At 42.4% G+C, this 13,752-nt stretch carries 11 protein-coding genes and 1 other annotated feature; of the genes, 10 read left to right on the forward strand and 1 reads right to left on the reverse strand.

Annotated features, from left to right (window positions below):
* Nucleotides 1-60 precede the first annotated feature (60 nt).
* From lon to Q7P97_RS13890, 9 genes are all read left to right on the forward strand, one after another.
* A complete protein-coding gene (gene lon, locus Q7P97_RS13850; RefSeq protein WP_303969937.1) occupies nt 61-2,382 on the forward strand; it encodes an endopeptidase La in 2,322 nt (773 codons plus the stop codon).
* Complete coding sequence (gene yihA, locus Q7P97_RS13855; protein ID WP_303969939.1) at nt 2,379-2,960, forward strand: ribosome biogenesis GTP-binding protein YihA/YsxC; 582 nt, start codon at nt 2,379-2,381, stop codon at nt 2,958-2,960. The genes lon and yihA overlap by 4 nt, the downstream gene beginning before the upstream one ends.
* 129 nt (nt 2,961-3,089) lie before the next feature.
* Nucleotides 3,090-4,466, forward strand: coding sequence for a glutamyl-tRNA reductase (hemA, locus tag Q7P97_RS13860; protein ID WP_303969940.1), 1,377 nt, complete (start codon nt 3,090-3,092; stop codon nt 4,464-4,466).
* Nucleotides 4,467-4,688: 222 nt separating this feature from the next.
* Nucleotides 4,689-5,519, forward strand: coding sequence for a cytochrome c biogenesis protein CcsA (ccsA, locus tag Q7P97_RS13865; RefSeq protein WP_303969942.1), 831 nt, complete (start codon nt 4,689-4,691; stop codon nt 5,517-5,519).
* Between the two features lie 15 nt (nt 5,520-5,534).
* Nucleotides 5,535-6,464 (forward strand): hydroxymethylbilane synthase, encoded by a 930-nt coding sequence (gene hemC / locus Q7P97_RS13870; RefSeq protein WP_303969943.1) that lies wholly within the window; start codon nt 5,535-5,537, stop codon nt 6,462-6,464.
* Nucleotides 6,457-7,221, forward strand: a complete 765-nt coding sequence (locus Q7P97_RS13875) for a uroporphyrinogen-III synthase (protein ID WP_303969945.1) — start codon at nt 6,457-6,459, stop codon at nt 7,219-7,221. Before hemC ends, Q7P97_RS13875 begins: the two co-directional genes overlap by 8 nt.
* Complete coding sequence (gene hemB / locus Q7P97_RS13880; protein WP_303969947.1) at nt 7,218-8,198, forward strand: porphobilinogen synthase; 981 nt, start codon at nt 7,218-7,220, stop codon at nt 8,196-8,198. Before Q7P97_RS13875 ends, hemB begins: the two co-directional genes overlap by 4 nt.
* A gap of 1 nt (nt 8,199) precedes the next feature.
* A complete protein-coding gene (gene hemL / locus Q7P97_RS13885) occupies nt 8,200-9,495 on the forward strand; it encodes a glutamate-1-semialdehyde 2,1-aminomutase (protein ID WP_303969949.1) in 1,296 nt (431 codons plus the stop codon).
* A gap of 129 nt (nt 9,496-9,624) precedes the next feature.
* Nucleotides 9,625-10,260: a hypothetical protein gene (locus Q7P97_RS13890; protein ID WP_303969951.1), complete on the forward strand. Its 636-nt coding sequence runs from the start codon at nt 9,625-9,627 to the stop codon at nt 10,258-10,260.
* On the opposite strand, the gene Q7P97_RS15605 is transcribed toward Q7P97_RS13890, so the two are convergent.
* Nucleotides 10,216-10,407: a YszA family small membrane protein gene (locus tag Q7P97_RS15605; protein WP_085426431.1), complete on the reverse strand. Its 192-nt coding sequence runs from the start codon at nt 10,405-10,407 to the stop codon at nt 10,216-10,218. The genes Q7P97_RS13890 and Q7P97_RS15605 overlap by 45 nt on opposite strands.
* Before the next feature lie 81 nt (nt 10,408-10,488).
* Nucleotides 10,489-10,707: a binding site (T-box leader), on the forward strand.
* A 53-nt stretch (nt 10,708-10,760) separates the two neighbouring features.
* On the opposite strand from Q7P97_RS15605, the gene Q7P97_RS13900 reads away from it, so the two are divergent.
* Nucleotides 10,761-13,406, forward strand: coding sequence for a valine--tRNA ligase (locus Q7P97_RS13900; protein WP_303969954.1), 2,646 nt, complete (start codon nt 10,761-10,763; stop codon nt 13,404-13,406).
* Nucleotides 13,407-13,752: the final 346 nt, after the last annotated feature.

The raw sequence follows: 13,752 nt of genomic DNA on the forward strand, positions 1-13,752 counted from the left end.
AAGATTTTATTTATGAACTATTTACATACTTAGACATAATTTATTTGGAGGTGGCTTATCATGCCGACGATTCAAAAACAGAACATCCCATTATTGCCACTTCGCGGAGTGATTGTATATCCGACGATGCTTTTACATATCGATGTAGGTCGAGAGCGTTCGATTTTTGCTATTGAACATTCTTTAGCAGGTGATCATCAAATTTTCTTAGCAACGCAGAAAGATTTAAGCTTAGAAAATCCAGAAAAAGATGATTTACAAACCATTGGTACGTTGGCGAATATCAAATCGATGACGCAATTGCCAAACGGTACCTATCGAGTATTGATCGAAGGGGTACATAGAGCGAAGTGGTCTGGTTACGAGGAAGCGGACCTATATCCCGTTGTGAATGTGGAATGCTTCAAAGAGAACGAAGAAAAAGATGCTGAGGCAGAAGCGCTCATGCGTTCACTCGTTGCACAATTCAAACGATACGCGAAAAACAGTAAACGCATTTCCGAAGAAACACTCGAAACAGTTGAGAGTATTCAAGAACCGGGAAGATTAGCGGATATGATCGCATCGAATTTACCGTTAAAATTAACAGCGAAACAAGAAGTGCTTGAAATGATCGATATACCTGGACGCTTGGAATGGCTAATCAGTCGTATGTATAATGAACAGGAAATTATGGAGCTTGAACAGAAGATTAATGAACGTGTAAAAGAAGCAATGGAACGTACACAAAAAGAGTTCTATTTACGCGAGCAGTTAAAAGCAATTCAGACAGAACTGGGCGATAAAGACGGTAAAGGTCTTGAAGTTACAGAGCTGAATAAGAAAATTGAGGAAGCGAATATGCCTCAATCTGTAAGGGAAGCGGCAGAGCGAGAACTAGAACGCTATGAAAAGATTCCTTCTATTTCTGCAGAAAGCGGCATTATCCGTAACTATATCGAGTGGCTGATCATGCTGCCATGGACAGATGCTACAAAAGACCAATTGGATTTGAAGCGTTCAGAAGAAATATTGAATCGGGACCATGAAGGCTTAGAAAACGTTAAAGAACGGATTCTTGAGTATCTAGCAGTACGTCAGATGACCAATTCACTACGTGGGCCTATCCTTTGTTTAGACGGACCTCCAGGGGTTGGTAAAACATCATTGGCACGTTCAATCGCCGAGTCATTAGGACGCAAATTTGTACGCTTGTCTTTAGGGGGCGTTCGGGATGAATCAGAAATTCGAGGTCATCGTAGAACGTATGTAGGTGCCATGCCAGGACGTATTATTCAAAGTATGAAGAAAGCGGGTACTGTGAATCCAGTTTTCTTACTCGATGAAATTGACAAAATGTCGAATGATTTCCGAGGTGATCCATCGTCTGCTATGTTAGAAGTGCTGGATCCTGAACAAAACAGCACTTTCAGCGATCATTATATAGAAGAGCCGTATGATCTCTCGAGTGTCTTATTCATTGCTACATCAAATGATTTGGGGGCTATTCCTGGACCGTTACGTGACCGCATGGAAATCATATCGATCCCAGGTTACACAGAGCATGAAAAACAAACGATTGCCATCAATCATCTGATTCCAAAACAAATGAAAGAACACGGCCTGAAGAAATCCCAGCTACGCTTCCAAGATGAAGCCGTACTGGAAGTTGTTCGTTATTATACGCGAGAAGCAGGTGTGCGTTCATTGGAACGTGAAATCGCCAGCATCTGTCGTAAAGCTGCTCGTCAGATCCTCGCCGGTGATAAGAAAAGCTTGACTGTGAGCCCGAAAACATTGGAAACATTACTTGGTAAAAAACGGTTTCGATTCGGACAGGCAGAAACGGTCAATCAAGTCGGAGCAGCAACAGGGTTAGCTTATACATCAGTAGGCGGAGATACATTGCAAATTGAAGTATCCTTATCACCAGGTAAAGGTAAATTATTGCTGACTGGAAAACTTGGAGATGTTATGAAGGAGTCTGCACAAACAGCATTGTCGTATGTACGTTCTCAAGCTATGACATTTGATATAGATCCGGATTTCCATGAAAAGTGGGATATCCATATACACGTTCCGGAAGGCGCTACACCAAAAGATGGACCTTCCGCTGGTATAACCATCGTAACGGCACTAGTATCTGCATTGACGGAACGCCCGATACGCCGTGAAGTCGGTATGACAGGTGAAGTGACATTGCGTGGACGAGTATTGCCTATTGGTGGACTGAAGCAAAAAACACTAAGTGCCCACCGTGCAGGTCTTCGCACGATCATCATCCCGTCTGATAATGAACGTGATCTAGATGATATTCCAGATAGTGTAAGAAAAGAATTAACATTTAAACTCGTGTCGGATGCTCATGAAGTACTCGATATCGCTTTGGAGGAAAAGAAATGAAAGTCCATAACGTTGAAATGATTATGAGTGCGGTTAGACCTGAACAATATCCAACAGAAGGCTATCCTGAATTTGCGTTAGCCGGTCGCTCGAATGTAGGAAAGTCTTCATTCATCAATAAAATGATCGGGCGTAAGAGCTTAGCTCGTACGTCTTCGAAACCAGGAAAGACTCAAACACTCAATTTCTATAAAATTGAAGAACAATTATTTTTCGTTGACGTACCTGGTTACGGCTATGCGAAAGTGTCTAAAACAGAAAAAGAAAAGTGGGGCGGCATGATCGAGCAATACATTACGTCACGTGAAGAGTTACGTGCGGTAGTGCAAATTGTCGATTTGCGCCATCCACCGACAAAAGATGACTGCATGATGCATGATTTCCTTGCTCACTATAATATCCCTACAATCGTCGTTGCGACAAAAGCCGATAAAATTCCTAAAGGTAAATGGGAGAAGCATAAGAAAGTAGTTCGTACAACATTTAACATGGAAGTCCATGAGCCGTTGATCTTGTTTTCATCTGAAAAGGGAATAGGGATGGATGAAGCGTGGCATGAAATTGAAAGTCGCATGTAAGTAATACGATAGTTTTGATGTATTTGCTACATTATGGCTTCAAAAGATGTTCACAATTTGCATTCCGACTAAAGCGCTATGTATGTTATAATGAATGTACGAAAAGATTCCGAAAGGTGTGAGCACCTAATGTATACAGTCGTTGTCGGTGTTAACCACCGAACCGCCCCTGTCGAAATTAGAGAGAAGCTATCATTCGTCGAGGCTGATTTGCCACAAGCGATGCAAACATTGCAACAGCAAAAGAGCATCTTAGAAAACATTATTATTTCTACTTGTAACCGCACAGAGATTTATGCGGTAGTCGACCAGATTCATACAGGACGTTATTATATAAAAAAATTCCTTGCTGATTGGTTTTCGATTCCTATTGAAGACTTCTCCAGTCACTTGATTATTCATGAAGAAGATGGTGCAATCGAACACTTATTACGTGTAACTGCAGGCATTGATTCGATGGTACTGGGTGAAACGCAAATACTAGGACAAGTTCGCAGTAGTTTCTTTGCTGCACAAAATATTGGTACAACAGGTACCGTATTCAATGAACTGTTCAAACAAGCGATTACAACAGCGAAGAGAGCACATACCGACACAGCAATTGGTGAAAATGCCGTGTCAGTTTCCTATGCAGCCGTAGAACTAGGTAAGAAGATCTTCGGTTCTTTAAAGAATAAGCATATTGCCATTCTTGGAGCAGGTACGATGGGTGAATTAGCAGTCAAGAACTTGCAAGGTAGCGGTGTCGGGAAGATTACTGTAATCAACCGTACGTTTTCTAAAGCAGAAATCTTGGCGGCGAAATTTAACGGTGAAGCAAAATCTATGCAAGAGCTACAATGCCTCTTACTTGAAGCAGATATTTTAATTAGTTCAACAGGTGCTACTGAATATGTCATCGATTATGAATTGATGAATTTTGTAGAGAGATTACGTAAAGGCAAGCCGCTATTTATGGTGGATATAGCTGTACCACGTGATCTTGATCCGAAAATCGGTGAACTGAGCAGTGTATTCTTGTACGATATCGATGATCTTCAAGGCATTGTCGAAGCAAACTTGGCCGAACGTAAGCGTGCAGCTGATGAGATCGGTTTAATGATTGAACAAGAAGTAGTTGCATTTAAAGAATGGTTAACAACACTCGGTGTCGTGCCAATGATTTCTGCATTGCGCAAGAAGGCAAGTCGCATTCAAAGTGAAACAATGGCTAGCATCGAAAATAAAATGCCGGATTTAACAGAACGTGAAAAGAAAGTTCTGAACAAGCATACAAAATCGATTATCAATCAATTGCTGAAAGAGCCTATTTTACAAGCTAAAGAATTATCTACTGATAAAAAAGCAGCAGAGAAACTCGCACTTTTCGAACAAATCTTTGGGATTTCTGAAGATGTCGTAACAGAAAAGGAACAGCTGGCATTACAAGCAAAAGAACGTCTTCAAAAACGTGCTGATCAAAAATCAGATGTTGTTGATGTGACGAACTTAAATTATCAACACTAATTCCAGGTGGTTCTGTATCTGTCTTTCACAAGAACGATACAGGCCCACTTTTTTTATTGCAGTTAAATATGCAAAAAAAGTATAAATATTCGTGGTACTACGAGAAAGATGCTTTCTTTGGATGCAATTATTTGCAGTAACACCCTCTCATTTGAGACAATATAAACGAACACTCCTTACTAGCAAAAGAGAGGTTTTCGCTCGAAAGGCAGAGAATAGCATATGGTTGATTTAACCGTCGCAAGACTTCAGGAATTCATGATTGTTCTTTATGCCCTCGGTCTTGTTTTTTACTTAATAGATTACTTTAAAAAGTCAAAAGTCGTGCAACGTACTGCTTTTTGGCTCATCGTTTCTGTATGGGTTACACAAACGATTATTTTATCTTTTTACATTTATGAAATGAAACGTTTTCCCGTACTATCGCTAGTTGAAGGAATTTACTTTTATGTATGGTTACTAGTTACACTATCTATCGTCTTTCAGTTGATTTATAAAGTGAACTTTATGGTGTTTTTTACAAATATCATTGGTTTTGCTTTTTTAATGATTCACGTGTTTTCCAATCTAAAATATACAGCGTCCACTGTGGGTGATTCGCTTATTTCAGAAGTGTTATTTGTTCATATTACATCAGCAATCCTCTCGTACGCGGTGTTCGCATTAGCATTTGTTTTCGCGATATTGTATTTGATTGTATATAACGTATTGAAAAGTAAGAAGCTAGGTAAGCGGTTTTCTAGTCTGCCGAACTTGCATCAAACGATGATGGGCATGAAAATGTCGATCTACACGGGTATCCCGATTTTATTTGTTAGTTTATTGTTTGGTGTACAATGGGCGTATGTAGCGCTAGAAGACTGGTCTCCGTTTGATGTGAAAATCATGGGATCATTTGCGGTATTGCTCATCTACTCGTCAGTGGTTTATTACAACTACAAAGGCAAGCTCCAGTCAGTGGAGTTCGCTTGGATGACGATATTTGCATTTCTCTTAACAGTTGTTAATTTCTTTTTGGGCAGTACGCTGTCACAATTTCATTTATGGATATAAGAGAGGAAGAGTTTTGTGAGAAAAATTATTGTAGGTTCACGTAGAAGTAAGCTGGCATTAACTCAAACGAATTGGTTCATCGAACAAATGAAGCAAGCGGGTGCGCCATTTGAGTTTGAAGTGAAAGAGATTGTGACGAAAGGCGATCAAATATTGGACGTCATGTTGTCAAAAGTTGGCGGTAAAGGATTATTCGTAAAAGAAATTCAGCAAGCATTATTTGACAAAGAAATTGATTTTGCGGTACATAGCATGAAGGACATGCCAGCAGTAATTCCTGACGGCTTGACAGTCGGTTGTATCCCTAAACGTGTAGATCCACGTGATGCGTACATCGCAAACGATCATGTTCGCTTCATGGACTTACCAATCGGAGCGGTTGTCGGTACTTCTAGTTTACGTCGCAGTTCACAGTTGTTGATGTTACGTCCGGATATTGAAATTAAGTGGATCCGCGGCAATATTGACACACGTCTTCGCAAGCTCCAAGATGGCGAATATGATGCAATCCTCTTAGCTGCGGCGGGACTTAAGCGTATGGGCTGGGATGATAACATCGTCACAGAACACCTATCGCTCGAAGATTGTATTCCAGCAGTAGGACAAGGTGCATTAGCAATTGAATGTCGGGAAGACGATACAGAATTGCTAAATGAACTAGCGAAATTAACAGATGAGAACACATGGATTGAGCTACAGGCTGAGCGTACATTCCTTAACGAAATGGATGGTTCTTGCCAAGTACCAATCGGAGGATTTGCAAAGTATGATGGGAATGAAGTAGAAATGACAGGTTTCATCGCGTCTCCGGATGCAATTCAAGTGTTCCGTGAAACGGTGAAAGGAACAGATCCTGTTGCAGTCGGTAAAGAAGTCAGTAGAATTTTACGTGACCAAGGTGCTGCTGAAGTTATCGAGAAAGTGAAGGCAGAGATGGATGCGTAACGCATTACCGTTAGCAGGAGAAACGGTTATTTTCACCGGTACGCCAAAATCTTCGGAAGCTGCTGAACTCGTGAAAAAGTACGGTGGCATTCCGATTTCCATTCCGCTTATTGAAGTAGGAGAAATACAGAAGAAGGCTGATCAGCAAAAATTGCAGCAAGCAATGAAAGCTGATTGGCTCATTTTTACGAGTCAATCAGCAGTTGCTGCGTTCCGTGCGAAAATGATGCGGTTCAATGTAACAGCTGATACGTACAATGGAAAAGTTGCTGCAGTCGGAACGCGAACAGCTGCTGCGCTAGATCAACTTGGTTTTGCCGTGTCTTTCATTCCGAGCGTATTTAGTGCAGATGTTTTCGTCAAACAGTTTAATCCGAAAAAATCAGAACGGTTGCACGTGGTCTTTTTGAAAGGTACGCTTGCGGGAAGTCTGATTCGCGAGGAGTTGCCGTTTCATGTATCGGAATGGACAGTCTATGAGACCAAAAGTGCAACGAGTGAAATAGATAAATTGAGTCGTTTTATACTTCACAAAAATCAGGTGTCTGTTTTGTTCGCAAGCCCGTCAGCGGTGGAAGTGTTCTCTTCACGTATTGCACCGAAAACGACGTGGTTCGGCTTTACGGTTTGCGCGATCGGACATGTTACGGAACGTGCATTGTTAAAAGTAGGTGCGCCTGTTCACGTCAAACCTGAAACGTATACATTAGTCGAGCTAGTTCATGAACTAGCCAAACGAAAGGGAGAATTCAAATGAATCCAATAGAATTTAAGCGTCATCGCAGACTTCGTACACACCCAACAGTGCGTGCGATGGTAAGGGAGACAGAAATTAAAGCAGCGGATTTCATTTATCCTATCTTTGTTACAGAAGGCGAGAACGTACGTAATCCAATCGCTTCGATGCCAGGCGTAGATCAGTTTTCCATTGATTTATTATTGAAAGAGACGGATGAAGTAGTTGAACTCGGTATTTCATCGATTATTTTATTCGGTATTCCTAATGAAAAAGACGCTACCGGATCTGAAGCGTATGACGATGAAGGAATCATCCAACGTGCTACACGTGCTGTAAAAGAACGTCATCCAGAATTAGTCGTAGTGGCGGATACATGTTTATGCGAGTATACCGATCACGGTCACTGTGGCGTTATTCACGACAATGATGTAGATAACGATGCAAGCCTTGTATTGCTTGCGAAGACGGCAGTCAGCCAAGCGAAAGCAGGAGCAGATATCATTGCGCCTTCGAATATGATGGACGGATTTGTTGCAGTTATTCGCCAAGCACTTGACGATGCAGGATTCCAAAACATTCCGATTATGTCGTATGCGGTGAAATATGCATCTGCTTATTACGGTCCATTCCGTGAAGCAGCACAATCCACACCACAATTCGGCGATCGTAAAACGTATCAAATGGATCCAGCAAACCGTATGGAAGCTATGCGTGAAGCGGAATCCGATATTCTTGAAGGTGCAGACTTCCTTATTGTGAAGCCAGCATTGTCTTATCTTGATATCATTCGCGACGTAAAGAATCATGTACTATTGCCTGTCGTGGCGTACAACGTCAGTGGGGAATACGCAATGGTCAAAGCGGCTGCATTAAACGGCTGGGTAGATGAGAAGAAAATTGTACTAGAAACGTTAACAAGTATGAAGCGTGCAGGCGCAGATATCATCATGACGTATCATGCAAAAGATGCTGCTCGCTGGTTGGAGGAGAAGTAATATGGGACAGAAATCATATACGAAATCTGAACAAGCATTCAAAAAAGCAGTTGATTTAATGCCGGGTGGCGTTAACTCACCAGTTCGTGCATTCAAATCAGTCAATATGGATCCGATCTTTATGGAAAGTGGTAAAGGAGCGATCATTAAGGATATTGATGGCAATGAATATATTGACTACGTTCTATCTTGGGGTCCTCTGATCCTAGGACACACACACCCTGACGTAGTATCAGCAATCCAAAAAGTAGCTGAAACTGGTACAAGTTTCGGAGCACCAACTCTTTTAGAAAATGAATTAGCTGAGCTTGTCATCGACCGTGTACCATCCATTGAAATGGTACGTATGGTATCTTCAGGTACGGAAGCGACAATGAGTGCACTTCGTTTAGCACGTGGCTATACGAAGCGTAATAAAATCCTGAAATTCGAAGGTTGCTACCACGGACATGCGGATTCTTTGCTAATTAAAGCAGGATCGGGTGTCGCTACATTAGGTTTACCAGATAGCCCTGGAGTACCTGAATCGATTGCGCAAAACACGATTACAGTTCCATATAACGACTTGGAAAGTGTTAAATTGGCGATTAAAGAGTACGGAGACGACTTAGCTGCAATTATTGTAGAACCGGTTGCAGGAAACATGGGCGTTGTAGGACCGGATAACGGCTTCCTCAAAGGCTTACGTGAAGTAACAGAAGAAAACGGTTCTTTGCTCATTTTCGATGAAGTGATGACTGGATTCCGTGTAGGTTATAAATGCGCACAAGGTCATTTCAACATCAAACCGGATCTTACATGTCTAGGTAAAGTAATCGGTGGCGGACTGCCTGTAGGAGCGTATGGCGGTTCACGTAAGATTATGGAACATGTTGCACCAGCAGGAACTATTTATCAGGCAGGTACATTGTCTGGTAATCCGTTAGCGATGACAGCGGGAATTGAAACATTGAGAAAGTTAACGCCGAAAACATATGAACATTTCATTAAGCTTGGTGATCAATTGGAAGAAGGTTTCCGCGCAGCAGCGAAAGCTAATAATATTCCGCATACTGTCAATCGTGCAGGTTCTATGATTGGGTTCTTCTTTACAAATGAACGCGTCAATAACTACGATAAAGCGAAAACATCAGATTTGGAACTGTTCGCAGAATATTACCGTCTGATGGCAGAAGAAGGTATTTTCTTGCCACCTTCCCAATTCGAAGGAATGTTCTTGTCAGCAGCCCATACAGAAGAGCATATCGCTAAAACTGTGGAAGCATTCCATACGGTGTTTGCGAAACTTAAGAGATAATTACGGAGCGTCAGGCAGATAGTTGCTTGACGCTTTTTTATTTTCATTCTTAAACTACACTATACTCACTTCTAAACTCCGTATTTTCTTCATATAGTAGCCTGAGTTAAGAAAAGGAGTGAAGCAAATATGACGACGCATCAATGGACATTACAAGAATCTTTTTATTTCCCTGCTGAGTACGGGGCATTTGCAGAATCGGCTGAGGTAAAGGTGACACCTGGATTTACGGAAGAACGGACGGAAGAAGCGATTCGTTTGCAAGGGATTTATCATATTGCGGCACACGTCGTGTTTGACGCAGACAAGCAGGTGGAGCTCGCAGCGGAAGACTTATTGATTATTAACGACGTCGAAGTGGAGAACAGCAAAGGATATTTTGAATATGCCGTGCCACTGAATGTAGATTTACCAGTTGAACTCGATGGAAACCTGCAACTGGAAGTACAGGATGTTAAAACTACATCACAGGAAGATGGCGGATTAAACTTGGAGTGGACGGTACACTTGAAGCAGGAACAACCCGTGCAAGAGCCTGTACAAGAACCAGTTGAAATTGTAGAAGAACCTGCAGAACCCCAATTGACAGCTGCATCGACTTCCCATATGCAATTTCTCGCTAATGCTGATCGTGCGCTAGAGCAAGTCCACAATGAAATGGAAGACTTTCTCTTATACATCGCCGAAATGGATGACGATGTCACGAGAAAGATCTTCCATTCAAATAATGTTTTTGTAGAAGCAGAAAGACAAAGCAGCGAGTAAACAAAATAATAATATGTCTCCGGTTGTCGGGACAATGAGTAATCGCACTAATTGGAACACGGTCAACGGGATGATAAAGCCCTTACAGTAAAATCTCGTTTTCCGTAGCCACGGCGGCAACAAGTAGGGGTTATAACCTTTTCGCATCGTTCACCATCCTTTCCTTATCGACTAGTATTCAGTTGACGGACACAGTATGCTTCGCTTATAATGATGAAAGACAAGAATATAAATGCGAAGAGTAGGCAAGTACATGTGAACCGTTTTCTTTAGAGAGGGTACGATAGGTGGGACGTACCTGGGAACAACATATGGAAGTCCCCTATGAGCAGTTTCTGTGAAATTTTAGTAGCAGGAACCGGTGAAGACCGTTACCAAATCATGAAGATGTAATGCTTTTTAGCGTTCATAAATAAAGGTGGTACCACGAGCTCCTTCGTCCTTTTACCGGGATGAGTGGGGCTTTTTTGTATCCCTTTTTATTTGAAGGAGGAACTATAATGACTGATGAATTGACAATGCCGACTAAATACGATCCGCAGGCAGTTGAAAAAGGACGTTATGAGTGGTGGCTTGAAGGCAAGTATTTTGAATCGGATGTAAAAAGCGAGAAAGAACCGTATACGATTGTCATTCCACCACCGAACGTGACAGGGAAGCTTCACTTAGGTCACGCTTGGGATACAACGTTACAAGATATGCTCATCCGCATGAAACGTATGCAAGGGTATGATGCATTGTGGTTGCCAGGAATGGACCATGCGGGAATTGCGACACAAGCAAGAGTTGAGGAAAAACTTCGCGCTGAAGGCAAAACTCGCTACGATCTTGGACGTGAGAACTTCGTACAGGAAACTTGGAAGTGGAAAGAAGAATACGCGAGCCATATCCGCGCACAGTGGGCAAAACTTGGTTTGGCACTTGACTACTCACAAGAACGCTTTACCCTCGACGAAGGTCTTTCAAAAGCGGTACGTGAAGTGTTTGTTAAATTGTATGAGAAAAAGCTCATCTATCGTGGCGAATATATCATCAACTGGGATCCTGCAACGAAAACAGCGATTTCTGATATCGAAGTCATTCATAAAGATGTGCAAGGTGCATTCTATCATATGCGTTACCCATTGACAGATGGCACAGGTTCAATTGAAATTGCGACAACACGTCCCGAAACGATGCTCGGTGATACGGCTGTTGCGGTTCATCCAGAAGACGATCGCTACAAGCACTTGATCGGGAAAATGGTTACATTACCAATCGTTGGACGCGAAATTCCAATCGTGGCGGACGATTACGTAGAAATGGACTTCGGAAGCGGCGCAGTGAAAATTACACCAGCGCATGACCCGAATGACTTTGAAATAGGTAATCGCCATAACTTACCACGTATTCTCGTGATGAATGAAGACGGATCGATGAATAAACTAGCAGGTAAGTATGAAGGTATGGATCGTTTCGAATGTCGTACGCAAATCGTCAAGGATTTACAAGAGATGAATGTGTTATTTGAAATCGAAGAACATATGCACTCTGTCGGTCACTCAGAACGAAGCGGCGCAGTAGTGGAGCCTTATCTTTCTACACAATGGTTCGTTAATATGCAGCCACTTGCCGAGCAAGCGATCAATCTGCAGAAAAATGAAGAAGAAAAAGTGACGTTTGTTCCTGAGCGTTTTGAGAAAACGTATTTAAGTTGGATGGAAAATGTGCACGACTGGTGTATTTCTCGTCAACTTTGGTGGGGCCACCGAATTCCAGCTTGGTATCACAACACAACAGGTGAAATTTATGTGGGTCAAGAAGCACCGGCAGACGAAGAAAACTGGACACAGGACAATGACGTACTCGATACTTGGTTCTCATCTGCTCTATGGCCATTCTCGACAATGGGTTGGCCTGACGTAGATAGCGAAACGTTCAAAAAGTATTACCCAACGGATGCCCTTGTTACAGGATATGATATTATCTTCTTCTGGGTGTCTCGCATGATCTTCCAAGCACTTGAATTCACGGAAGAGCGTCCATTCAAGGATGTCTTGATCCATGGTTTAGTACGTGCGGAAGACGGGCGGAAAATGTCTAAATCACTTGGTAACGGTGTGGATCCAATGGACGTAATCGAGCAATATGGCGCAGATGCATTGCGTTACTTCCTTGCGACAGGTTCTTCACCAGGACAAGATCTACGTTATTCTACGGAAAAAGTAGAAGCGATTTGGAACTTTGCCAATAAAATTTGGAATGCTTCCCGTTTCGCGTTAATGAATATGGATGGAATGAAGTATGAAGAAATCGATTTGTCAGGAGAAAAGTCTGTTGCAGATGCATGGATCTTAACTCGTCTGAATGAAACGATTGAATCAGTAACTAGCTTGTCAGACCGCTACGAGTTTGGCGAAATGGGCCGCGCGTTATATAACTTTATTTGGGAAGACTTCTGTAACTGGTATATCGAAATGGCGAAGTTGCCGTTATACGGTGAAGACGAAGCAGCGAAGAAAATGACACGTTCGGTTCTTGCGCATGTTCTAGATAACACGATGCGTTTATTGCACCCATTGATGCCGTTCATTACTGAAGAGATCTGGCAGAACCTTCCACATGAAGGCGAGTCAATCACAGTAGCGAAGTGGCCTGAAGTGGACGCAACGATGATGAACAAGTCTCGCTCTTCGGATATGAAGTTATTGGTGGATATTATCAAAGCAGTACGTAATATTCGCGCTGAAGTGAATACACCGATGAGTCGCAAAGTGGATTTGTATATTTCGGCGAAAGATGAGACGACAGTGGCGGTACTGGAAGAGAACCGTAGCTATCTAGAGCGTTTCTGTAATCCGGAGACGTTGACGATTGGCGTGAAGGTGAATGCACCAGGTAAGACGATGTCGGCGGTCGTGACGGGGGCAGAGTTGTATTTACCGCTTGAGGGATTGATTGATATTGAGGAAGAGTTGGCTCGTTTGACGAAGGAGCTTGGCAAGTGGCAAGGTGAAGTGAAGCGGGTTCAAGGCAAGTTGTCGAATGAGCGTTTTACTGCGAAGGCACCTGAGTCAGTTGTTGAGGAAGAGCGTGCGAAGGAAGCGGATTATTTAGAGAAGTATGCGGCGGTTGAGCGTCGTATTGCGGAACTGAAGGAGATTTAAATAGGATTAAGACCCATTTGACAGTGTGATGCTGTTGAGTGGGTTTTTTTGTTGGAGTAGGAGAGGCGGAGATTGAGAGGGGGTGGGGATTTGCGCTTCGGAGGGGACGCTTTCCGGTGGGCGTGGCTTGAGCCCATAGCTGTCAACTTAAGAAATAGGTGTACTTCTTTCAAAAAGATGGTAAAGATACATACCATCATTTTTGAAAGGAGTTCTTTTTATGTCTATCAACCATCATTTTGACATGCTTGAACAATTACTTTCATTGATCCATCCTGAAAGAGTGGATGCTTTGGCTAAGGAAACCGGTTTTATCAAGCGTAAAAGACAAATCACTGCTGGTGAT

Origin of the sequence: Sporosarcina ureae (genome assembly GCF_029267015.1) — a bacterium.
In the GTDB taxonomy this organism is placed as follows: Bacteria; Bacillota; Bacilli; order Bacillales_A; family Planococcaceae; genus Sporosarcina; species Sporosarcina ureae_D.